Origin of the sequence: Acinetobacter sp. 1424608, assembly GCF_000588255.1 — a bacterium.
Taxonomy (GTDB): domain Bacteria; phylum Pseudomonadota; class Gammaproteobacteria; order Pseudomonadales; family Moraxellaceae; genus Acinetobacter; species Acinetobacter nosocomialis.
Genome location: NZ_JFXL01000013.1, coordinates 90,773 through 114,877, shown reverse-complemented (window position 1 = coordinate 114,877; position 24,105 = coordinate 90,773). Strand labels below are relative to the sequence as shown.

21 protein-coding genes, 1 pseudogene and 1 riboswitch are annotated in these 24,105 nt (G+C 40.0%); of the genes and pseudogenes, 4 read left to right on the top strand and 18 right to left on the bottom strand.

Features of this window, described 5'->3' with window-relative positions; all coding sequences use genetic code 11:
- Nucleotides 1-9: 9 nt before the first annotated feature.
- The 4 genes from J678_RS17020 to J678_RS17005 all read right to left on the bottom strand — a co-directional run bounded on the left by J678_RS17020 (nucleotide 10) and on the right by J678_RS17005 (nucleotide 1,724).
- Entirely contained in the window at nucleotides 10-444 is a 435-nt protein-coding gene (locus J678_RS17020) for a CopG family ribbon-helix-helix protein (protein WP_001118705.1), read from the bottom strand.
- Between the two features lie 4 nt (nucleotides 445-448).
- Nucleotides 449-574 carry a hypothetical protein gene (locus J678_RS23255; RefSeq protein WP_017393606.1) on the bottom strand — a complete coding sequence of 42 codons (126 nt, stop codon included), beginning with the start codon at nucleotides 572-574 and terminating at the stop codon, nucleotides 449-451.
- Between the two features lie 170 nt (nucleotides 575-744).
- Nucleotides 745-1,284, bottom strand: a complete 540-nt coding sequence (locus J678_RS17010) for a hypothetical protein (RefSeq protein ID WP_017393605.1) — start codon at nucleotides 1,282-1,284, stop codon at nucleotides 745-747.
- Nucleotides 1,285-1,370: 86 nt separating this feature from the next.
- The gene (locus J678_RS17005) at nucleotides 1,371-1,724 is read right to left on the bottom strand and encodes a winged helix-turn-helix transcriptional regulator (RefSeq protein WP_031956041.1); all 354 of its coding nucleotides are present in this window, start codon (nucleotides 1,722-1,724) and stop codon (nucleotides 1,371-1,373) included.
- 92 nt (nucleotides 1,725-1,816) lie between these two features.
- On the opposite strand from J678_RS17005, the gene J678_RS17000 reads away from it, so the two are divergent.
- Complete coding sequence (locus J678_RS17000; protein ID WP_017393290.1) at nucleotides 1,817-2,353, top strand: NAD(P)H-dependent oxidoreductase; 537 nt, start codon at nucleotides 1,817-1,819, stop codon at nucleotides 2,351-2,353.
- 38 nt (nucleotides 2,354-2,391) lie between these two features.
- On the opposite strand, the gene uca is transcribed toward J678_RS17000, so the two are convergent.
- The 5 genes and pseudogenes from uca to J678_RS16980 all read right to left on the bottom strand — a co-directional run bounded on the left by uca (nucleotide 2,392) and on the right by J678_RS16980 (nucleotide 10,190).
- Entirely contained in the window at nucleotides 2,392-5,997 is a 3,606-nt protein-coding gene (gene uca, locus J678_RS16995) for an urea carboxylase (protein ID WP_017393289.1), read from the bottom strand.
- A 2-nt stretch (nucleotides 5,998-5,999) separates the two neighbouring features.
- Nucleotides 6,000-6,653 (bottom strand): urea amidolyase associated protein UAAP2, encoded by a 654-nt coding sequence (locus J678_RS16990; protein ID WP_017393288.1) that lies wholly within the window; start codon nucleotides 6,651-6,653, stop codon nucleotides 6,000-6,002.
- Nucleotides 6,654-6,668: 15 nt separating this feature from the next.
- Nucleotides 6,669-7,409, bottom strand: coding sequence for an urea amidolyase associated protein UAAP1 (locus J678_RS16985; protein WP_017393287.1), 741 nt, complete (start codon nucleotides 7,407-7,409; stop codon nucleotides 6,669-6,671).
- 28 nt (nucleotides 7,410-7,437) lie between these two features.
- Nucleotides 7,438-7,533, bottom strand: a riboswitch (guanidine-I (ykkC/yxkD leader).
- 189 nt (nucleotides 7,534-7,722) lie between these two features.
- Nucleotides 7,723-8,885 (bottom strand): annotated as a pseudogene (locus tag J678_RS0104355) (zinc-dependent alcohol dehydrogenase).
- Nucleotides 8,886-9,116: 231 nt separating this feature from the next.
- Entirely contained in the window at nucleotides 9,117-10,190 is a 1,074-nt protein-coding gene (locus tag J678_RS16980; RefSeq protein WP_017393285.1) for an alpha/beta hydrolase, read from the bottom strand.
- Nucleotides 10,191-10,291: 101 nt separating this feature from the next.
- On the opposite strand from J678_RS16980, the gene J678_RS16975 reads away from it, so the two are divergent.
- Nucleotides 10,292-11,323, top strand: a complete 1,032-nt coding sequence (locus J678_RS16975) for an AraC family transcriptional regulator (protein WP_017393284.1) — start codon at nucleotides 10,292-10,294, stop codon at nucleotides 11,321-11,323.
- A gap of 128 nt (nucleotides 11,324-11,451) precedes the next feature.
- Complete coding sequence (locus tag J678_RS16970; RefSeq protein ID WP_017393283.1) at nucleotides 11,452-11,883, top strand: SRPBCC family protein; 432 nt, start codon at nucleotides 11,452-11,454, stop codon at nucleotides 11,881-11,883.
- A 55-nt stretch (nucleotides 11,884-11,938) separates the two neighbouring features.
- Here the strand turns inward: J678_RS16970 and J678_RS16965 are convergent, their stop codons facing one another.
- A complete protein-coding gene (locus tag J678_RS16965; RefSeq protein ID WP_016804606.1) occupies nucleotides 11,939-12,493 on the bottom strand; it encodes a TetR/AcrR family transcriptional regulator in 555 nt (184 codons plus the stop codon).
- A gap of 1,255 nt (nucleotides 12,494-13,748) precedes the next feature.
- Here J678_RS16965 and J678_RS16960 point away from each other — a divergent pair.
- Complete coding sequence (locus tag J678_RS16960) at nucleotides 13,749-14,246, top strand: hypothetical protein (protein ID WP_016804605.1); 498 nt, start codon at nucleotides 13,749-13,751, stop codon at nucleotides 14,244-14,246.
- Here the strand turns inward: J678_RS16960 and J678_RS16955 are convergent.
- From J678_RS16955 to mumR, 8 genes are all read right to left on the bottom strand, one after another.
- Nucleotides 14,232-14,924, bottom strand: coding sequence for a tetratricopeptide repeat protein (locus tag J678_RS16955; protein WP_016804604.1), 693 nt, complete (start codon nucleotides 14,922-14,924; stop codon nucleotides 14,232-14,234). The genes J678_RS16960 and J678_RS16955 overlap by 15 nt on opposite strands.
- A gap of 109 nt (nucleotides 14,925-15,033) precedes the next feature.
- Nucleotides 15,034-16,254 carry a chloride channel protein gene (locus J678_RS16950; RefSeq protein ID WP_016804603.1) on the bottom strand — a complete coding sequence of 407 codons (1,221 nt, stop codon included), beginning with the start codon at nucleotides 16,252-16,254 and terminating at the stop codon, nucleotides 15,034-15,036.
- Between the two features lie 303 nt (nucleotides 16,255-16,557).
- Nucleotides 16,558-18,276, bottom strand: a complete 1,719-nt coding sequence (locus J678_RS16945) for an acetyl/propionyl/methylcrotonyl-CoA carboxylase subunit alpha (protein ID WP_031944666.1) — start codon at nucleotides 18,274-18,276, stop codon at nucleotides 16,558-16,560.
- Nucleotides 18,276-19,859 carry an urea amidolyase family protein gene (locus tag J678_RS16940; protein ID WP_016804601.1) on the bottom strand — a complete coding sequence of 528 codons (1,584 nt, stop codon included), beginning with the start codon at nucleotides 19,857-19,859 and terminating at the stop codon, nucleotides 18,276-18,278. The genes J678_RS16945 and J678_RS16940 overlap by 1 nt, the downstream gene beginning before the upstream one ends.
- Nucleotides 19,860-19,890: 31 nt before the next feature.
- Nucleotides 19,891-20,697, bottom strand: a complete 807-nt coding sequence (locus tag J678_RS16935; RefSeq protein WP_017393764.1) for a putative hydro-lyase — start codon at nucleotides 20,695-20,697, stop codon at nucleotides 19,891-19,893.
- An 11-nt stretch (nucleotides 20,698-20,708) separates the two neighbouring features.
- A complete protein-coding gene (locus J678_RS16930; RefSeq protein ID WP_000496072.1) occupies nucleotides 20,709-21,473 on the bottom strand; it encodes a LamB/YcsF family protein in 765 nt (254 codons plus the stop codon).
- A gap of 34 nt (nucleotides 21,474-21,507) precedes the next feature.
- Entirely contained in the window at nucleotides 21,508-22,761 is a 1,254-nt protein-coding gene (locus J678_RS16925) for an NRAMP family divalent metal transporter (RefSeq protein WP_079378129.1), read from the bottom strand.
- A gap of 342 nt (nucleotides 22,762-23,103) precedes the next feature.
- Nucleotides 23,104-24,015 carry a LysR family transcriptional regulator MumR gene (gene mumR / locus J678_RS16920; RefSeq protein ID WP_017393762.1) on the bottom strand — a complete coding sequence of 304 codons (912 nt, stop codon included), beginning with the start codon at nucleotides 24,013-24,015 and terminating at the stop codon, nucleotides 23,104-23,106.
- Between the last annotated feature and the right edge of the window lie 90 nt (nucleotides 24,016-24,105).

Here is a 24,105-nt window from a genome sequence, read left to right as displayed (position 1 = left end):
ACTCCTCATTTAGTCATTTTGCTGTATAGGCGGCATGACGGCATCCATCAGTTCTAAATGCCCTTTAATCACCCCTTTCAGCACAATAAATTGTTGGCTAATTTGTCTAAGCTCAGAACTCGCACCCTGCATTAACATGACTTGCAATATCTTTTGTTGGTCGAGCTGAATATGAAGTGAACTAATCACCTGTGCTAAAAACTGTTGTTGTAAATCGACCAATTGATTGCGCAAGGTCATTTGGCTAGCGTCATAAAGCAGCGTCAACGTGCCCACCATGACTTCATTAGCCTGTGCTTGCTCTGCAATCAGGTGTTTATTAATCATGTCAACAATGGCTTGCGAGCGACTTTCATAGTTCTGCTCGACAATTTTTTGATCGAGTGCGTTAAGTGTCGTTTCAGGTACGGTAATACTGATTCGAGCCAACTTTTGTTTTGCCACAGTCTTATCCTTTTGTTTTAGGCGGCTGATTGTTTTGCTTGATATATACGCCTGCACGTACGCTGAGCAATTCGACTAAAAAGACTTTTAAAGTTGGCTTTGGTTGAACCACAGGTTTTACATCGTTCATATCGCACCTCTAGTTTAGTATTACCAAATTCAGTTTTTGTATTACTGGTAAGAGATGCAGAAAATGTGCCAGTTTTTAAGCGTCGTTTTGATGGGATTTATGGGTATTTATGAATGATTTTTGGGCAAAAAAAGCCCCATGCACAGGGATGGGGCTATCTCTTTTAATCCTTAGTTATATTTCAATAAATCATTCTGATTAAAAAGGAATCCATCTTTAGGGGCCTCTATCTTTATATTATTTATTAGAGTTTTAAAATCATTAATTGCTTTATTTGTATCGTTACCTTCCCCCTCATATGTCACTAAGACAACTCCCGCATTAGTACCTGATGAAGCACTGATAAGAAAACGTTGATCAAAGTTAGTTGTAAAAACATTAGCTTGATAATTCATACCACTACTCAATGGAATATTAATATCCTCATTAATCATTCTTACCCCTTTCATTTTTACTAATCCTTGTTTCGGAATTTGTAGAGAAGCAACTAGATATTGCATACCTTCTTCTATACCTTTGGGATAATATATTGAAATTATAATTGCCTGTTTACTCTCCTGTTTTATTGCAACAAGTTCTCCATTTTGACCTTTGCTAATATCCCAGTGATCTTTTAAATTAACTACAATATTTTTATATTTTACTTCTTGAGCGTAAGCCGGAGTAAGTAAATGAAAAAAAATAAATGATAGTAATAATATTCTCTTCATAATAATTTCCTTTTTTTATTCATGAAGAATAATATTAAATATCATCCAAATAGTCTAATCTATTCAATAATTTAATACTTTTAGTCTTATGACTGATTAATCATCGTATGCGCCCATAGCGATAAAGACTCTAAAACAGGTTTAAAAGACTGGCCTAATTCAGTCATTTCATATACCACCTTAATCGGTGCTTTTTCACCATAAACGGTTCGAGAGATTAAGCCACATTGCTCTAATTGCTTGAGTTGAAGGCTTAAAGTCATTTCTGTGATAGTTGGCATTAATTGATTGATTTCATTAAAACGTTTTGGCCCATCTTTTAGATAATACAAAATAACGCTTTTCCATTTTCCACCCACCAAATCCATAGCCATACTGATATGACATGGATAAGTTTTTCCATTCATGGTGATTTCACATTTATTTTCAGTATTTGCCATTTTTAATGCCACCTATCAACTTTGATAGTTATTGTACACCCATACTATAAAAATTATAGTGACTATTATTTTTATAGTTAAAAGGCATAATTATGGCTTTACTCATTTTGGCTCATCCCTACTACGCTCAATCAATTGCAAATAAAACGATTGTGAGTGAACTCGTAAAAACCTATCCGAACCTTGAAGTCCGAGATATTTTCCAGCTTTATCCGGACTATAAAATTGACGTGAGTGCTGAACAAGAAGCGTTATTACGCCACGATACGATCATTCTGCAATATCCAATGTTCTGGTTTAATATGCCGGCAATTTTGAAGTTATGGTTTGATGAAGTTTTTACTTATCAGTTTGCTTATGGCTCTCAGGGCGACAAATTAAAAGATAAAAAAGTCATTATTAGTATGACGGTCGGGCAAAAAGAAGTGAACATGGTGAACGACCAAGAAAACTTAATCGATAGCTTTTTAAAAGCGGTTCAACATTCAATTCAATATACGCAAATGCAGTTAAGCGGCACATTTTTGCTTTATGACGTATCGCCTTTGTCAGGCAATCCAGAGTCAAAAATTAAATTAGAAGCTGTTGAACATGGCCATAAAGTATTAAAACATTTGACCGAAGCATAATAAAAAAGAGAGCATCAATATCGATGCTCTCTTTTGGTTTAAGCGACTGGTGCCAACGTAAATAGCACTTGTCCTGTTTTTACGGTTTGCCCTTTTTCAATGGTAATGGTTTCGACCTTCATACGTTCCGGCGCAATAATTGGAATTTCAATTTTCATTGCCTCAATTACTGCAAGGGTCGCACCTTCTTCAACAATATCTCCCGAAGCACATTCGATTTTCCAGATTGAACCCGGCATGTGCGATTCGACTGCACAGCCGCCTTCAGGGATCACTACGGTTTCGCCTTCATCTACTGCATCTAGGCTTTCAGAGATATATTCTTGTAAGCCCGCTTCGTGCCAACGGCGACGTTCAGCCTCAAAGTTAGCTTGTTGCATGTCTTTAAAGGCTTGAATGCTGTCTTGATGTGTTTTTAAAAACTCGTTGTATTCTTTTAGGTTGAGCACGCCCTCTTCAATACGAAGTTGTAGTCGGCCTGCTTTAAAGTCTTCACGCATTTGCAGAAGTTCAGCCTCAGACACTTCATAAAACTTAACTTGGTCAAAAAAGCGCAGTAACCACGGTTTACCTTCTTCAAAGTTGGCATTTTTACGGTAACGGCTCCACATTTGGGTCGTGCGACCAACAAACTGGTAGCCACCCGGTCCTTCCATACCGTAGACACACATATACGCCCCGCCAATGCCCACGGCGTTTTCAGGTGTCCAAGTTCGTGCAGGGTTATATTTTGTGGTGACTAAACGTTGGCGTGGGTCAAGCGGTGTGGCAACGGGTGCCCCTAAATATACATCGCCTAAACCCATTACTAAATAGTTCGCACTATAGACCACATCTTTAACTGCTTGCTTAGAAGCTAAGCCATTAATACGACGAATAAACTCGACATTATCTGGGCACCACGGGGCATCTGGACGAACAATTTGCGTATAGCGCTCGGTGGCGAGTTGAGTTTGAGAATCTTCCCAAGCCAAAGGCAAATAGACCGTCCGTGAAGGCACCTGCATATTTTGAATGTCGGGTAACTCGGCTTCTGCTTGTTGAAGTTTCTGTAAAAGCTCCAGTTGATCGAGTTGAATTGAATCAAAATGAATTTGTAGTGAACGAATACCTGGTGTTAAGTCGATAATACCCTGAATGTTTTGATCTTTGACCCATTGCATGAGTGCATGAATACGGAAGCGTAAATTTAGGTCGAGTACTAACTCGCCATATTCCACCAACAAATAGCTATTTCCTGCTGGTCGATAGGTCACGTTTGGTAAGTCAGCTTCACCTTCTAAAGTTGCTAAAACGGCATCTTTTAAAGTGTCGAGTTCTGCTTGAATAGCTGGATTAAAATTAATCTGAGTTGTATCGGTCGCGGTTAAGCTTTGATGATATTTTTGATCGAGTGCTTTTGCTTGTGCATAACTCACAGGTACAAATTTGACCTTATCGCCTGCTTTTAGTTGGCCGATTTTCCAAAGCTCGGAATGAATGACTACCGCAGGGCAAACAAAACCACCTAAACTCGGACCATCCGGACCCAAAATAATTGGCATATCGCCCGTAAAATCAATTGCCCCAATCGCATAAGCATTATCATGAATATTGGATGGATGCAAACCTGCCTCGCCACCGTCTTCACGTGCCCACTCAGGTTTTGGACCAATTAAGCGAATGCCTGTACGGCTTGAGTTATAGTGAATTTCGAACTCGTTGGCAAAGAAGGTATCAATATCTTGTTTGGTGAAAAAATCTGGTGTGCCATGTGGCCCATACATCACGGCAATTTCCCAGTTTTGGGTAAAGCTAGGAATTTGTGCTTGAGCCAGAGCTATGGTCGTTTGAGCGGAATATTCAGTAATTGGCAGCATATCACCAATTAATAAATTACGACCTGCATGCCCACCAAACTGCCCCAAAGTAAAAGTGGCCTGTGACCCTAAGTAGTCAGGAACATTAAACCCACCTTTCACGCCTATATAGCTACGGCAACCTGAACGAATAATCCCACATTTTAAAACTTGTCCTTTTTTCACATTGATGGTTTGCCACATCGGTACAAGTTCACCATCAAGTTTTGAAGGCATATCACCGCCCGTAATGACAATTTGGCTGTCGCAGTGAAACTTTAAAGTTGGCCCTTGCAAGGTACATTCAAGCCCTGCGGTATTTGGCTCATTGGCTAAAAGCTGGTTTGCCACAGTTAAACTGAGTGGATCGATGGCACCTGATGGCGGTACTCCAACATCCCAATAACCTAATCGACCTGTTACGTCCTGAATGGCGGTTTGAATCCCAGCCTGCAACACCTCAATTTTTTGAGTTTTCCATTCAAAGGTATTTAAAAATCGGGTGGTTTGAGTACCTAAAGCAAACACATCACAAGCAATAATATTCTGCAAATATTCCAGATTGGTTTCAATGCCTGCGACTTGCGTGTTGCCAAGACTAATACCCATTGCCTGTATGGCTTGGTCCCGTGTTGCAGCAGTCACAATGATTTTGGCAATCATTGGGTCATAAAAAGACGACACCGTTGAACCTGTTTCTACCCATGTTTCGATTCGTGCTTGCGGGTCAAATTTAACATGTGTGAGTAGGCCTGCACTCGGCTGGAACTGTTTAATTGGGTCTTCGGCATAAAGACGAACTTGAATGGAATGTCCTGTTGGCTCTAACTTTTCTGTTGGTGCTGACCAGTCACCGCTTGCCAAAGTAACCATCCATTCGACTAAATCGACACCAAATACTTGCTCGGTCACGCCGTGCTCGACTTGCAAACGCGTGTTGACCTCTAAGAAATAAAATTCTTGGGTTTCGGTGTCCATAACAAACTCAACCGTGCCTGCCGAGCGATAGTTCACCGATTGCATGAGTTGAATCGCAACTTTTTGCAAGTAGTCGCGTTGCTGTTCATTTAAATTTGGCGCGGGTGTTTCTTCAATCACCTTTTGATTACGGCGTTGTACCGAACAATCACGCTCACCCAACGCTAAAACTTGCCCTTGCCCATCACCAAAAATTTGTACTTCGATGTGGCGTGCATGCTGTACAAATTTTTCTAAATACAAACCTGCATCTTTAAAATTAACCTGTGCTAAATAAGACACGGTTTGATAGGCATCTTTTAATTCGGTTTCATTCCAGACCAGACGCATGCCAATACCACCGCCGCCCGCGGTACTTTTTAGCATGACTGGATAACCAATACGGGCTGCCTCAAACAAGGCTTCGGCCTCATTAGCAAGTAGTGAACTACCCGGAAGTAGAGGCACATTGCTTTTAATAGCCAGCTCACGTGCAGTATGTTTTAAACCAAAATCGAGCATTTGGCTTGAAGTTGGCCCAATAAAGGCAATTCCTTGGCTTTCGCATAAATCACAAAACTCGGCATTTTCAGACAAAAAACCATAACCGGGATGAATGGCTTCTGCTCCCGACTGTTTAGCAACCTCAAGGATTTTTTCAATATTTAAATAACTTTGATGTGCAGGTGCAGGGCCAATCAGAAAAGCTTCATCGGCCAAAGTTACGTGTAAAGAATCACGGTCAACTTCGGAATAAACCGCAACCGAAGCGATCCCGAGTTTTTTAAGAGTGTGAATGACGCGACAGGCAATTGCACCGCGGTTAGCAATCAGAACTTTTTTAAACATGCTTACACCCCTTCCGCTTCACGGACAACCAGTTGAATTTTGGTTGGGTTATAGGCGTTACATGGGTTATTGAGCTGCGGACAATCTGAAATTAAAACAATTAAATCCATTTCTGCCCGAACTTCTACATATTTACCCGGTCCTGAAATTCCATCATCAAATTTAAGCTGACCGTCTGGTGTCACAGGCACATTCATAAAAAAGTTAATGTTAGGGCCGATGTGACGGACATTTAAGCCATGCTTTTTTGCAATCGGGTGTTTTGCCAAGGCATACATAAAGTTGTTACGGCAACTATGCATTGGGTAGGTTTCATGGGCATAGCGAACCGTATTGCTTTCACATGAACAGGCACCGCCAATGGTGTCATGGCGCCCACAGTTATCATCATGAATAATGGCAATTGGACGGCCAAAGTTACTATAGAGCTTAGTACCCTTTTCTAAATAGATTTGTTGATTGATGGCCAAGGTATCCATTGCGCTATAACGCTCAGTCGGATTTTCGGCACTCATAAACAAAGTATCGACCGCTTGGTTTCCCTCAAGGTCAATAATTCGGAAATATTGACCCTTTTTAACCTCGCACATCCACGCTTCACCCGCAGGACAAACTTCATTTAAAACTGCTTTTTCAAATGATTGTAAAACTGTCATGATGCTTCTCCTGATTTAAATATTGCTAAGTGCGTAGTAGCGGGCTGTGTTTTGAAACGCACGCTGATTTTGCGAACATGCATCACGACAAATATCGCTGTCTGTTAGAGAATTGGCTTTAAATAAACTGAGTTGAATATCGGCAGGTTGATAGATTGGGCTGGTGTCTAAACCGTGCGGCGCAGCAGATAAAAATAGCAAGCAGTCCATTTCAAAACGCAGTTCAATAGTTTGATTAGTGTTGTCAGAACTGACATAAGACAAAGCCCCGTTTTCATCAGGCACAACTTTAGAAAATAGGTTAACGGCGGCACTCAGGTCTTGGCTGGCAAGTCCGTATTTACACATTTCAATGAGTAAGCTGTCTAAGCCGTTTTGGTACATATCATTGCGGGCATCTTGAAATGTGCGATTGCCAAATTGCTTTTCAATTTGTTCTGGTCGGCTTGGACCACAAAGCGCATCGTTCCAGCCATGATCATCATGAACAATGGAAGCCATGACACGGCCAAGGTCTGAGTACAGCACGTTGGAAGCTTTTAAATAGGCGGTGTGTTGCCCTTTTAAACTGTCGGGCATGTTAAAACGTTCAAGCACATCGGCAGCATTTACACAAAACAAAGAAACATTTGCCTGAGCGCCAAGCGATGTAAATCTAAGAATAGTTCCTTTTTGAATACGACCCGACCAGTGATGTCCTCCGGGTAAAAGTTCGGTCCAAATCGCCTGATTGTTATGATAACTTGCAGTGTTCATAGCCACTCCTGTCGGATAGTTTTAGACTTCCTCCCGGGCTTTTATCCCTCCGTGTAGTTCACTCGGAACCGTGAACTCTCGGTCCAGTCATACGTAAAGTATCGGAACCCTAGATCACTTTTAATTAGTTATGACTATGCAAAGGACATGCCAGATTAGTATTACGATTTTGGTTAAAAGTAATACTAAACTTGGGCTGTTTAGGTGCGATTTAAGTTCAAAAATAAAAAGCTGCACTCAAAATTGTGCATTTCAAAATAGAAAAGCCCCTTTTAGTAAGAGGCTTTTAAAGTGAAACTGTAAACTGAAGGATTTAAGGAATCAAAATTACCTTACGACATTCCTGTTCTCTTTCATTAAAAATGCGATAACCCTCTGCGGCATCTTCTAATTTCATTCGGTGGGTAATAATCGTTTCAGGTGACAAGTCACCACGCTCAATAAATTCTAGTAAAAGCGGTAAATATTGATGCACATGGGTTTGGCCCATTTTAAAAGTTAAACCTTTATCAAAAGCATCACCAAACAAGAAACCATGAATTGGACCTGCATATACACCCGGTACACTCACCACACCACCACGGCGAACCGCGGCTATACATTGACGAAGCGCTGCGCCACTTGAACCTTCAAGTTTTAAATTGGTCAGGACTGTTTCAATAACACTGCCCTTTGCCTCAAAACCAATCGCATCAATCACCGCGTCGACGCCACGATAATTGTCGGTATTTTGAATAATAAATTCGGCTGCATCGACTTGATCAAAATTAACCGGAATAGCGTCATAAGTTGCCGCCGCATAGTTCAATCGATATTCATTGTGATCGACCATAAATATTTTTTCTGCACCAAGCATCTTGGCACAAGCAGCACTTAATAGTCCGACTGGCCCTGCACCATAAATTGCAACGGTTGAGCCACGTTTCACTTGGGCATTATTCCCGGCCACCAAGCCGTAGGCAAAATATCGGTCAAGAAAAGCACTTTTTCATCTGACAATGAACCGGGCACTTTAAAAGGCCCCTTATTGGCTTTTGGGACACGAACATATTCTGCTTGGCCGCCCGGTACTCCGCCATATAAATGGCTATAACCAAATAAAGCTGCACCAGGTGGAATTTGCTTTTTATTAATAATTGCACCACGCCCTGTATTGGTGGTTTCACAGGCAGCTGTCAGGTCAAGTTGGCAAAAGAAACATTCACCACAAGCAATCACAAAAGGCACAATTACACGGTCGCCTTTTTTCACGTGAGTGACTGCGGGGCCTACTTCTTCGACAATACCCATAAATTCATGCCCAAAGATATCACCATGTTCAGTCTTTGGGATTTTGCCTCGATATAAATGTAAATCAGAGCCACATATGGCTGTGGCGGTTACACGTAAAATAATGTCATCTGGTTCTTGAATAATAGGGTCTGCAACCGTTTCAACTCGAACGTCTTCGGCACCGTGGTAAGTAAGAGCGCGCATTTATTATTCCTCAATTTCCTATCATGTCATTTGATTATGAGGAGGCTTTCTTTACGGTTTGCAACGATTCTTACTTTTCACGTAAGGCTTATAGCTCAAATGCAAAGTGATCTATATTTAAGTAACAATAAAAGTAAAATATAGTTTCTTAACTTTTTCTTGGGCAGACGTGATTTGAACTCCCTTTGCCCTCTATATTTAAAATTTAAAAAACGGGTAAGAATCTACCCGTTATTTCACTGTCGTCGTGTAAAAACTATCTATTGCATCAACCATTTGAGATAACCCCGGTTGCTCTAATGGATAGTGGCCTGCATTTTCCAATATCACAGTTTTTACCGGCACTTTATGAATGCGGCTAAGAAAAGGCGTACTTAAATCAAGTGGTGTCCAACGGTCTTTTTCAGGTTGGGTCAATAAGACAGGACATACGTCAAAGTCTTCAGGTGCAACCTCAGGTTTATAATGTATATATGAATCTAAAAAGGTCAAAGAAACCGAGTTACCCGCCGAAGTTCTATCTTTCATAAAAGCTTTTAAGGCAGCTTTATTATTCACCAAAGTACTCATTTTACTTGCCCAACTCATCGGAACACGCATAGCTGCTAACGGCGTCTTAGCACTTAAATGTGTAATTGGCGTTCCTACCCGACTCATAAACAAATTGCTTGCTACAGTATCTTTCACTTTTTGATTGCTTGTATCAAGGAAGGTCATTCCCACTATAGCTTTAACCTTTTTATTTTTGGCAGCAACATGGTAAGTCAACATACCACCAGCACTTAAGCCATACAGTACAACTGGACGATTATCTTTGGCTAATTCCATATCAATTAAATCGCTACCAGCTTGTACCCAATCGTTATAACTAATCGGCTTACCCTTTTTAACTTGAGTGACACCATAGCCGGGCATATCGACAGCAATTGTTTCATAACCTCGATCAGCCAATGGTTTTCCTAAAATCATCGACATTTGTCGACCGTTGGTCCCCACGCCGTGAAATAAAATCACTTTAATTTTGGCATTGGGATTACGGTAAGTATCCAAATGGATGTTATGACCATTCCAAGACCACCACTCTTCTTTTGGTAACTGGTCTTTAGGAATATGAAATTCTTGAGGAAGGAATTGTTCAATTTGTTGCCAAGCTGCTTGATTTTGATAGCCCATGACAGACTCTCCTGATTTTATTTCTTGAGCTGAAGATACACCTGTTACACAAACCATTAGGCCAATTACACCTAATTTACTCATTAATTGCTGCATCATATTTATCGGCTTTGCTGGTTGAACGGTATTCATTGTTTTACTACTCGTTGCTATCTGATGAATAAATATTAGGCTTTAGTCTTCTCATCAACCATGCTAGATTGGGACACGCATTTTAGTTTTTAGGCCAACCGATGTTAGAGTTTCAAGATTATTTACGAGCTCCATCTAGCGTACAGCTATTATTAGAACTAGGTGATCAATTAAAAATTCAAAGAACACATCTGTTAGCCGGTACTGGTTTAACCCTGACTCGTTTAAATGATACTAACAGTGTTGTTACACCCGATGAAGAACTGGGTGTTATCAATAATTTAATTAAAATTTTATCTGCGCACACCGCAGGTTTAGGTCTCATTACTGGTTTTAACCACCAACTGACAACTTATGGGATTTTGGGTTACGCATTAATGAGTAGTGCAACAGGTTTAGAGGCAATGCAACTTGTGCAACATTATCTGGCCCTCACCTATACCTTTGTTAAAATAAATTTTCAGCAAAAAAATAATGAGTGCATGATTTGCTTTACTGAACCTGTGGGCCTAACACAGGAGTTACAACGGTTTGTACTTGAACGTGCGATGGCTGCAACTCTTCGTGTTATTAGCGATATTTATGAAGGTTCATTTCAATTAGATGCATTTCATCTTAAATATGGTGAGCCTGAGTCTTGTTTGTTAAATATACCTAAAGAATATTTAGGCGCTCCAATTCAATTTAATCAAAAAGAAAACATTTTAAAATTTAATAGTTCGCAATTGCTCCACGCTCTACCCCATGCAAACCCGAATACCGCTGCCATGTGTGAAAGGCTGTGTATGGAACTTATTAGCCAACGCCATACCTCCTTAACAACCACAATGATTGTCCGTGATTTTTTAATGAACGCTCCTTCTGGCACATTACTTAATATTAAAGAAATTTCACATAAGTTAAATATGAGCGAACGGACGCTAAAAAGAAGGTTACAAGACGAGAATATCTCTTTTAGAGCACTTCAAAATGAAACGTTGCATCGACGCGCCGATTCCCTTTTAGCGCAAAATCTAAATTTAAGCCAAGTGGCAGAAATATTAGGCTTCTCAGATTTATCTACTTTTTCTCAAGCTTATAAACGTTGGACTGGCGTTGCTCCAAGTCACTATAAAAAGCAAATGATTAAATAAATTCTATTTAAAATGTTACTTTTTATCCGAAGTTACTCCGACGAACTAGAATTCCAGCATAGAGAAAAGCATGCTACTATCAAAATTATGACAATTAATCATGTCAAATTTACTTTAGAGGGAACAAGATGTTAAAAACTCAAAAAATCAACATCGTACAAGAATTTGATGCACCCATAGATAAAGTCTTTGCGACCTTAAGTGAACACGAAAACTTAAGCAAACTTTTTGCCCCTGCTAAAGTTACTCGCATTAGTAACGGCAAGGATGCACGTAACGGTGTTGGCTCTGCCCGCAAGATGTCTATTCCGTTTACACCTTCATTTATTGAAACAAATTTAGTCTATAAAGAAAATGAACTGATCGAGTACGCGATCACAAGTGGCATTAGCCCAATTAAAGCGCACCGTGGCGTGATGCAATTTACTGACTTGGGAAATAACCGAACTCGTTTAAATTACACCATTAGCTTTAAAGGCCGCGTTCCTTTTATTGGCCCGATTATTAAAGCGGCCTTACAAAATGGCGTGAGCCGTGGACTTAAAAAACTTAAATTTTAAGAAGCCAATATCATAAGAAAGCCCAATGATGGGCTTTCTTAATTTAGATTAAATACTAAGATAGGGTTATTAAAAAATATTCTAATAATTTATCTCGTTCATCTGTTTCCTCTTTACTTAAAAGCTGAACCATTGCCCCATCAATCACAAATAAAAACATGTGAGCATCTTCCATTAAAGCTGTGGGTTTGATGGTTAAAAGTAGGCCATGTATTTGGGTCACTAACCAGTTTCTATAATCTACCACCACTCTGTAGGCAGTTGGATACAACTTTTCAATTTCCAAAATGGCCTTAAAAGGCAAACGGTACAGCCCTTCGAGGTTGGCATGGAGATAAAATATTTTTCTTAGCTTATCAAATACCATAAGTTCACCATATGAATGAATAATAGATAATACCTCTTCTTTTAACCCATCTTTTTGAAAGGTTAAGCACATTTCAATGAACCTTTCTTTTGAATGAAAATGCTTATAAAACGTGGCTTTATTCACTTTGGATTCGGCAATAATTCGGTCAACACCGACTTTGTGAAATCCATACTCCATAAATAAATCTTTTGCTGTATGAAGCACTCTAAGTGCTCTAAATGAAGCTTCTAAATTTGGCATAGTTATACCGTTTAAAATAATTTTTTGTTGTATGTAAAAGAGATAGAAATGCCGTCACTCTTAAATTGAGTGCTAAAAACGGGCATGCAAAAGCGGCACAATAAAGGTGTGCTCGCCTATCTCGGGGTTATTGTTGCTATGATTTTTGAGTCGTAACGATTCTTAAGGTGTAGAAAACCTAGAGTCGATTAAACCGATTTAGAGAGTATTTAAACGGTATAAATAGAGAGATTTTGGCAAAGGCCAATAAATAAGATGAATTAGTACGCATGAGCGAACTCCTTTGGCTATAAAGAAGCTTCACCACATTACTGTCAAATAATGGTGGTGAAACGAGAGAAGGTTGACAGACTGATAGCCAAAAGATCAGCACACCCGAAGGTGTCCCCCTCCCGTTCCACCGCAGAGGGGACACGCAGGGATGCCCACAAAAAAGAGAGACTTTTTCGTGTGCGTTGGCTATCCGACCTGTCAAAGTCGGCTGGCAATGTGGCCAGCACGCAAAGGATAGTATTCGCTTTTCTTGTCGTCAAGCGCAGACAATATAGTTTGTATTAAGTTCGAGCGTTTCAGTTAGATTTTAAATTTAATTGAATATTGGTATATAGAATGTAGTTATAACAATTAAAAAACAAAATTTTGATTAGGTTAAAATTTATTAAAGGTAAACTCAGATATAGATGAATATAAAGTTTAATCTCTAGAAAATAATTAGAGTGATAGAATGAAGAAGGGTTAGCAGACCAGACATCTAGAAACTGGCACATCCAAAGATGTCCCCTTTTCACTCTACCCGAGAAAAGCATATTATTCGCTTTTGTTATCGTCAAGCATAGGGAATGACAATCGTATTAAAATAGAGCGGTTGGGTTTTAAATTATTTTTCAGGTTTTTGAAGATTTTCAAAAACTAATTGAATATTAATAGGTAGGATCTGTTTTTCTAGTTATAAAAATTAAATAAAAACTCAAGAATAAAATAACTATCTCTGCTAAATAATTATGGTAGCAGAACGAAAAAGAGTTAGCAGACTGGTGCCAAAGAGACCAGCACATCTTAAGATGTCCTCTTTCCGTCCTACTAGAAAGAAAGGATATTATTCACTTTTCTTATCGTCAAGCGTAGGAACTGACAATCGTATTAAAGTAGAACAATTGGAATAAATAAAAGTTATTTAATTGGTTTAGTCCATTATGAAATTTCTAATATTTTTAGTAGGATATATTTTCATTATAAAAATGATTAGAGTTATCTAATGACATTAAAGACTTTATATATTGAGCTTTATTATGGAGAATATTCAGCTCAAAAAGGGATAGAAAAGATTAATAAATACATTGAAAAAAACGAAGATACTCACGTAGATTTTTTTACCGAATTATTACAGCCATTTAATGATTATAATTCTTTATTACTGCGAATCATAAAATTAACAGACCCTAATTTTTCATATAATTGTATTGAAGCAGAAATATTAGCAGCTCGATTTTTTTTAGATATTTTAAATAATTATCAAGAAAACAATCTAAGTCCAGTTCAGCTATGTACAATTTTCAGTAATTTAGAAACAGGTTTTATGGGCGCTTCAAGAAATCTTCCAGACAATATAATTTATTACCCTACTTGGCTCGAATCTTTCTACGATGCTTGCGATTGGTGTGATGAAACATGGACTTTAGAGAATTCTCCTCACCTAATTGAAGCCACAAAACAACAAATTCACATTATAGAAAAATGGCTATTCTTCAAATAGTGACAAAGCATCTTTATTGCCATTTTCAGCTGCTTTTCTTAGCCACTTTTCGGCTAATTCATTATTTTGTTGTACACCTTCACCTTTATAGTACATCATACCTACAGTAAATTGTGCTTCATCATTTTCCTGTTGAGCAGCTTTACTATACCATTCGAATGCTTTCTTATAATCTTGAGTTACCCCATAGCCTTCTTCGTAAAGTATGCCCAAATAGTATTTAGCTTCGGCATTATCTTGCGCAGCAGCTTTGTTATACCATTCAAATGCTTTCTGATAGTTTTTAACACCACCATCTCCATTTGCATAATACGCACCTAAATTATTCTGTGCTTTCACTTCACCTTGTTCAGCAGCTTTACTATACCATTCGAATGCTTTTTTATAATTTTGCTCTACCCCTTGTCCAAGAGCATACATTGCTCCCAAATTATTCTGTGCCTCTGCATTTCCTTGATTAGCAGCGTTGCTATACCATTCAAAGGCCTTTTTATAATTTTGAGGAACAATTTCTCCCTTTACATATAATTCACCAAGTTTTGCTTGAGCTCCTGCATCACCTCTTTCTGCTAAACGCGAAATATCTTTAAAATCTGGTTGATGACTACAAGCTAATAAATTGGTTGCTACGAAAATAATGGCGATTTTTTGAAGTTTTTTTCTTAAAATAAAAAACATAATAAATATTAAATTGCTTGTGATGAGAAATATATCGAATGAATTTTAGCATAAATCCTCAAGCACAATTGACCTAAAACCTAATCAAGCCTTATCTATAAACTACTCACTAATCCATCAACTTTTTACGTCGATACAACCCACAATTTCCAGAAAATAATGCTGCCAATAAACAGGTAATAATGGCATAAGTCGCAACATTCATTCCAAATAACTCAACAGCTAAAATAATTGAGGTTAACGGTGCCTTACTTGCCCCCGAAAACAGACTTACCAACCCCAAGCCAGCAAGTAATGAGAGTGGTAGGTTTAAAACTACGCCTAAAGCATTCCCTAATGTTGCACCTACATAAAATAACGGCGTAATTTCACCACCTTTAAAGCCCGAACCTAAAGTGATGGCTGTAAAAACAGTCTTGTTAAAAAAGTCGTAAAACTCAATCGGTACATAAAAAGATGAAATAATTTTATCTGTACCTAAACCGTTGTACTGCTGATGTGCAGTGAACAACGTAAGCAGCATAATAATAATACCGCCGACCATCGTTCTTAATGGCAAATAACGAATGTATTTATAAAAGAGGTCACTTGCCAAGTGAATGGCTGCAATAAAGAAGCGTGCAGCCAAACCAAAAACTAATCCTGCCGCAATTAAGCTCATCAGTGTGCCAAAATGAATGGCTGGAAACTCGCTAATTACATAAAAAACGTGCGGATGCACAATTTCAAATAGCTCAGGAATGGTCGATGCAATAAGTGCCGACACAAAACATGGGAAAATAGCTGAGTATCTTAAATTACCTAAAGCAGTAATTTCTAAACCATAAATTGCACCTGCCAAAGGCAGACCAAACACCCCAGCAAAACCTGCTCCAATACTGGCGATTAAACAGATTTTTCGGTTGTCTTCCGAGATTTTTAATATATGACTCAAGTGGTCAATTAAGGCACCCGAAAGCTGAACCGCTGGTGCCTCACGCCCTGCCGAACCACCAAATAACTGCGTTAAAATTGAAGTAATAAAAATGATAGGACTCATTCGTTTTGGAATAAACGATTTGGGTTGATGAATCTCATCTATGAGTAAATGGGTTCCCCGTTCAATCGGCGAACCATATTTTTTAATGAGATAACCAATACCAAAGCCTACAAAAGGCAGAAAGTAGATGAGCCAGTGATGCAGACTGCGGACTTTGTTTGAAATATCAAAAGCCACAAAGATTAGAGTGGATGCCAGCCCAGCAACGACTCCAATCACAATTGATATGACGAGCCAATAGACACTGTATTTTAGAATTTGATCATATTCAGATGAAGGTAGAATTTTCATTCGCTTTCTTCAATTCGCCTGTGAGTGAGTGCCAAATTCTCAAATTTTTTTTATGCTGCCAGTTCATTAAGTGAGAAATGCTTAAACTGGGCTAAAAATTAAAGCTCGCATAAGCGAGCTTCAAATACAGTGATCAATATTTATACCACTAATCTGTGACAAATATCTCATAACCCGTTCTGGCTTTCAAGTTGAAAATGGTTAATGAAAACCTAAAAAATGCCTGATTGAGTTAATTAATAAGCACTCGATTTGACCTGATCAAGCTAAAAACATTATCAGACCAAATAACCTATTCAAATTTTAATTAATGCTGGCAATCATGGTTTCAGCATGGCAGGTCGCACCCTTCTCTGCACTAATCTGAATAACACCACTTCGGTGTGCAAGTACCTGAACTTCCATTTTCATGGCTTCCATAATGGCAACCACTTGGCCTTCTGTCACTTGCTCACCATTTTCAACTTTCCAAGCGCTAATCACACCATTAATTGGCGCAAGTAAATGCTCGGCACTCACTTCTGGCTCGGTTGTTTGGGCGGGAGTTGCGGTTGCTGGGCCTTGTGCAAACATACCCGCAGGTAAACCTAGACGGTGTAACTTGCCATCAATTTCAATGTAGCTGAGTAACATCGGTTGTTGATGATTTGGAATGCCACGTTTAGTCGGCTTTAGCTCTTGCTTAAAGTCATTTTCGATCCAACGCGTATGTACATTAAATTCATTTGTAAAGTCGGGTTCATTAAGTACCGCACGGTGGAAGTCTAAAACCGAAGCTACTCCTTCAATTTTAAATTGTTTTAAAGCACGTTTAGCGCGAGCAATTGCAACTTCGCGGGTTGGACCAGTGACAATCAGTTTTGCCATGAGTGAGTCAAAGTGGCTCGATACTAATGAACCCGTGCGAACACCTGTGTCCACGCGTACCCCGTTACCAAACGGCGCTTCAAACAAACTCAACACACCAAAGGCCGGAATAAACCCACGCGCTGGGTCTTCGGCATTAATACGAAACTCAATGGCATGGCCTTGTGCTTTTGGTGTTGCTTTAATCGAAAGCTCATGCCCCTGTGCCACGCGAATTTGCTCAACCACCAAATCGACTTTTGAAGTTTCTTCGGTCACTGGGTGCTCGACTTGCAAACGTGTGTTTACTTCCAAGAACGAAAGCTTTCCATCACGGCTCAGTAAATATTCAACTGTTCCTGCACCCACATAGTTTGCCGCCTGACAAATATTTTTTGCCGAAGTTAAAATTTGCTGGTAAATCTCATCGCTAATAAATGGCGCTGGCGCTTCTTCGACTAACTTTTGGTTACGGCGTTGCAATGAACAATCACGTGTACCAAGTACCACAATATTGCCATGTTGGTCGGCTATGACTTGCGCTTCTACATGGCGCGGTTTATCGAGATATTGCTCGACAAAACATTCACCACGGCCAAAGGCAGCTTTTGCTTCACGTACTGCCGACTCATAAAGCTCTTTCACTTCTTCGAGTTTCCACGCGACTTTTAAGCCACGCCCACCGCCACCGAATGCGGCTTTAATGGCAATTGGTAAACCATATTGTTTGGCAAACTCTAAAGCTTCATCTGCATTATTAAGTGGATCTTGCGTACCCTGAACCAAAGGCGCACCGACTGAAGCAGCAATTTTACGTGCTTCAATTTTATCGCCTAGTTTTTCAATCGCACTTGGTGATGGCCCTACCCATTTTAAACCTGCATCAATCACGGCTTGAGCAAACTCGGCACGTTCAGATAAAAAGCCATAACCCGGATGCACCATCGTCGCGTTCGATTTTTTTGCAATTTCGATAATAGCTGGAATATTTAAATAGGTTTCACTGGCAGTCGCACCAGCCAAGCCCCATGCTTCATCTGCAAGTTCGACATGCATGCTGCCAATATCGTCATCTGCATATAACGCGACCGATGAAATTCCCATGTCACGGCAAGCATGAATAATACGAACGGCAATTTCACCACGGTTAGCAATCAATAATTTTTCTGTATTCATCATTCATTCTCAAAATCTGTAAATTCGGCAATTTTTTTAAATTTGATGCGGCAACCTGCCGGAATCTGTGCCACCAAATCCCAATGGTGTTTAGCAACAGAGGCAATGACTGGATATCCGCCCGTTAAAGGGTGATCATTCATAAACAAAACCGGCTGACCACTCGGTGGAATCTGTAAAGCGCCAATGCAAGTGCCTTCACTTTCCAACTCGTAGGTAATTTTGCGAGTTAGGGGCTGTGCACCTGAAAGTCTTAACCCGACTCGGTTGCTTTCATTGGTCACGAGCCATTCTTGCTGACAGAGCAGTTCAATACTGTCTTGTTCGAACCAGTCTGTGCGTGGTCCCATCACAATGTCTAGCTCAACCATTTCACCAACTTTTGGCAAATCGCTTTTGCCCACTTCATTTACACTAATGTTGGCTGCCTTCACCTGTCCTTGGTAAATGGTATCTCCAAGCTTTAAAGGCTCTGGCCCTAACACTGCCAAGCTGTCAAACGAAGCACTATTGAGTACTGGTTCAACGTCTATACCACCGCGAACTGCCAGATAGTTTCTTAAGCCTGCTGTCGGTGGCAGAATTTGAAATTCATCGCCTTCGTCTAGATCTATCGGTTGATAGCTTGCAAAGTCTGCGGTTTGACCGTCAGCAAATTTCACTCGAATGTTTGAATTTGCCCCAGTAACTGCAATAACGCCTGCATGCTGCATTTTGGCTTTTAGCCCACCATTTAAAACTTCAATGACGGGTGTATCAGTTGGGTTACCCACAATACGGTTAGCACTATGCATTGCAGATAAATCCATTGCCCCAGCCACGCCAACACCAATATTGGTCTGGTTTAAACGCCCTTCGTCTTGAATGAGCATTTGTAAACTTGGCGCAGTAATCGTAAATAGTGGCACCGATTGTTTAGTCTCCACCTTATGCGTAATTTGCTGCGGTACAGTCACCGTAGTTGGGTTATGCGTAACATCCTCAAAATGTACAGTCATGCCCGGTAACAGCAATGCAGGATCTTTACGCTCTAAATCCCACATTTTTTCTGTTGTTGTACCAATAAGCTGCCAGCCACCCGGACTGTCTTTTGGGTAAATACCAGAATATTTTCCAGCCAAGCCCAAAGAGCCTGACGGTATTTTTTTACGCGGAACTGTTAAGCGTGGAATATCGGTAAAAGGCTTATCGGGACTGCTCATATACGCAAAGCCCGGCGCAAACCCAATAAAAGCCACATTCCACACGCTTTGGTGATGTTTTCTAATCACATCAGTCACAGACAAACCTTGCAACTCAGCAACCTGCGCAAGGTCTTCGCCGTTATAGCAAATCGGCACAATCATTTCTTGGCCGCTACGCTCAAATCCAGAATCAACTTTGAGGCTCTGAATTGAAGCAACCAGCGTTTTAAAGTTGGTTTCGATCTCGTTGAAAAAAACCAAAATTGTTTTTGCAGCGGGGACTAAGTCTTTAATTCCATTCAATTGCGTATTTTGCAATTTATTGTACAACGCCAAAGTTTCCTCTAAGCTCGCAAGCTCAATTAGAAAACAATCGGCGTTTACCGATAAAAAACGCATTTGCTTATCCTTTTAATTCTTCTTTAGCTATTTAGCCCATCCAAGCACGGTCAGGAATATCGGTAATAAACATGTAACCCGGAGCATGACTAATGGCAAAAGGAATTTTCGAGTTCATGACTGCTGCTTGCGGTGTTACCCCACATGCCCAAAACACAGGAATTTCACCTGCTTCAATACGAGAAGCATCGCCAAAGTCGGGCTTATTTACATCCTTAATACCTAAGCTTTCAGGGTGCCCGATATGTACAGGTGCCCCATGTACACTTGGCATACGTGCAGTGATTTTTACTGCTTCACTAATTTGATGAGATGGAATTGGTCGCATGGAAACCACCATATTTCCTGAAATACGCCCTGCCGGTTCGCACTTTATATTGCTCAAATACATCGGCACATTGGTGTCGTCATGAATATGGCGAACTTCAATACCCGCTTCTTGCAAAGCGGTTTCAAAAGAAAAGCTACAACCAATTAAGAAAGTCACCAAATCAGGATGAGCATTATAAATTTCTCTTGCATCGGTCACTTCATCGACCATTTCCCCATCTTTCCAAATGCGATAACGTGGGAAGTCGGTTCGAATGTCTGAGTCTGCGGCAAGCTTAGTTGCATAAATGCCCTCTTCGAGCACATCAAGCACTGGGCAGCTTTGCGGGTTACGGTGTGCATAAAGTAAAAAGTCATACGCCCAATCTTTTGGCACCGAAATCATGTTGACCTGTGTCATACCCGCAGCCATGCCCGCAGTTGGTTTATCGAAACCTGCACGGATTTTTAAACGTGCATCTAATGCGGCTTCAAGCTGAGCTGGGTCGACTTTAATATCCTTATACATTGCGCTCTTCCTTATGCTTTATTTACAAACGGGCGGATTTCAATATTGTTTTTTACAAGCTCGGCTTTAATGGCAGCCGACATCTCTAGTGCGCCGTCAGTATCGCCGTGTAGGCAAATCGTGTCAGCCTGAATTGGGGTAAATACACCATCAATTGACTCGACCCCACCATTTTTAAGCATAGACACCACACGGCTCGCAACAAATGCCGAGTCGTGTAAAACTGCACCTTCTAAACGGCGGGAAACCAATGAGCCATCACTGTTATATGCACGGTCTGCAAATGCTTCGGACACAACTTTTAAACCCGCAGCTCGTGCCTGTTCGACTAAGTTCGACCCAGCTAAAGCAACTAGTACGAGTTCAGGGTTATACATTTTAATGGCATCAATTACTGCGGCTGCCTGAGCTTGGTCATGGGCAATGGTGTTGTAGAGCGCACCGTGTGGTTTAACATACTGCACTTTTGAACCAGCTACTTTAGCCAAACCATCGAGCGCAGAAATTTGGTAAAGCACATCGGCAATAAGCTCGTCACGCGACAAATCCATATTACGGCGACCAAAGCCAACAAGGTCTGGGTAAGACACATGAGCACCTATGGTCACGCCAAGTTCAACTGCTTTACGAACCGTTTTTAAAATGCCGAGCGGGTCACCAGCATGAAAACCACAAGCAATATTGGCACTGGTCACGACAGGTAAAATCTGGTCATCATTACCCATTTTCCATGAGCCGAAGCTTTCACCCAAATCACTATTTAAATCTACAAACATGGCATTATTCCTTTATCAATTCATGTCGTCTGGCTTAAAGTTTGGTCAAATAGTTAAACACTGTCGTAAATGACATATAACCCATCCACCACGTCAACAAACATGTTAATCCACCCAAAATAAGTAACCATTTTGGATAGTTATAATTACCCATTAAATCTTTACGGCACGCTGCGACATACACAAAAATTGTAAGGCCAATTGGCAACACTAAACCGTTAAAACCACCCACAAAAATGAGTAGACCTGCCGGAGTTGCACCCAATAACACATAGAGCAATAAAGCCAATGCGATAAAGGTAATGGTCGTATAGTTGGTTTGTTTTGGCGTTAAATTCTTTTTAAAGGCGGTAAAGAATGAAACCGAAGTATATGCGGCACCAATCGTACTGCTAATACCCGCGGCCCAGAAAATTAAACCAAATAATTTAAAACCGAATGTACCTGCTGCATATTGAAATGCTTGGGCTGCCGGATTGGCGTCATGGCTGGCTAAATCAATATGGGCACCGCTCACCACCACACCTAAGAACGCTAAAAACAGCACATAACGCATGATGCCAACTACAACAATGCCTTTGGTTGCAGCTTTAGCAACTTCATTAATATTTTCAGGGCCAACAGCACCTTTATCGAGTAAACGGTGCGCACCCGCATAACAGATATAGCCACCCACTGTACCACCCACAATAGTGGTAATAATGGCAAAGTCGATATGATCTGGAGCAAATGTCTGATGTACAGCTTGACCAACTGGAGGCATCACAATGACGGCAACAATAATAATCAGCAGGATTTTAAGCAGTCCCAACACGATCATGCTTTTATCCATGGCAAGCGTGGCTTTTTTGGAAGCAAAAATCAAAATCGCTAACGCCCCACTTAAAATACCGCCCCACTTTGTATCTAGGCCAAAAAGTGCATTTAAACCTAAAGCTGCACCTGCAATATTACCGACACTAAAGAAAAACCCACCCAAAATCACCAGAAATGCCAGTAAATAACCACTGCCCGGTAAGGCTTTATTGGCAATATCTGATGCGCGCATTTGAGTAAGTGTGACCACTCGCCAGATATTCTGTTGTACGACATAATCAATCAGAATGGAAACTAAAATGGCAAAGCCAAATGCCGCACCTAACTTAACTGTAAATACAGCAGTTTGGGTTAAAAATCCTGGCCCCATTGCAGAGGTCGCCATCATAAAGATTGAGGCAACAATGGCCCATTGGCGATCTGATAAAAAAGAAGATTTCAGTAAAGACATATTAATGCGTTCCTCATCCATTTGAGCTTAACAACGCTATTTTCAAGTTGAATCAAGAACACCATTTTTGTCCTAAACGATATTCTTTAATCCTTTAAAATGACAAAGATTCCCTATTCCCCAATCAACTTAATCGGTGATCAAATCTTGTGTCTAAAATAAAAACATAGCTAATCCCTACGAACAATAAGACTTTTTACAGAAATTTAAAATTTTAACTAATTGATTTTTATCGCTTTATATTCAAATTGAAATACAGGATAAATTTTACTTATCGATGTGCATAAGCTGTTTTTATGGTTTTACATATAAAACAGCTTTTTTAAACAAGGAAGAATAAGAATAAATGATACTCAAAAAAAGCTATTTTTTAATTTGCTCATTAAGCCTTTTCATAGCACTCGCCGAGACTTTAACAGCAACCTCGGTTAATTTTTCTTTCAAGGCAACATCGTTACCGTGAATATAAATAGACGTAAAATGAAAGGTCTTTAAGCGAATAGGTGTATTTAATATTTCCAATCGTCCATCGGTAATTTCCTTTAATGCCGTTAAAGTTGGCACTACCGCAATACCTAAGCCTTGCTCGGCGAGACGCAATAAAGTCGCTAAAGAATAGCTAGTAATTGACAGTGGTTCATCAATCCCTTTTTCTTTCATTCTTGCCTTTAATTCTTTATAGGGGTAGGTAATTTTTGGATAGGTTAAAATGGTATGTGACATCAAGGTTTTAAAAGACATTTGCCCAATTCCACCTTTAAATGAAGGTGAAGCCAAAAAACTTAACTCGAAATCACAAAGTGCTTGTTCAATACACTCAAAAGCCAACGTTGGCCCGAGTAAAAAGGCCATGTCCAAGTCCCCAGTACGTACCCCTTCTTGTAAGTTAGGTGTCAGATCCACCACAATTTCGACTGAAACTTTTGGGAACTCTTGTTGAACTTTTTCGATATATTCGACTAGCCATGTATACACAATCGTTTCGGAAACGCCTAAACGTATAGTTCCTGTGAGATGCTGATTTTCAGTAAGCTCTGCAACTAGGTCGGTTTCTAAACGCATAAACTTTTCGGCATATTTAAATAATGTTCTGCCTTTATGGGTCAATTTAAACTGTCGCAAGCTTCGGTCTAAAACTTTAAAACCTAATTCATTTTCAAGAGATGTGATTTTTTGAGATACCGCAGGCTGTGTCGTTTGTAATTTAGTCGCGGCCTTATTGAAGCTATTTAAAGTCACAACCCAATAAAATGCTTCAAGATTCTTTAAATTCACGTTTCATCCTGTCTTAAAAATTCCTTTACTTTTATAGTATGGGAGCTTTTAGCATGTTAAGGCTAGCAATAAATAAATTTTTAACTAAAG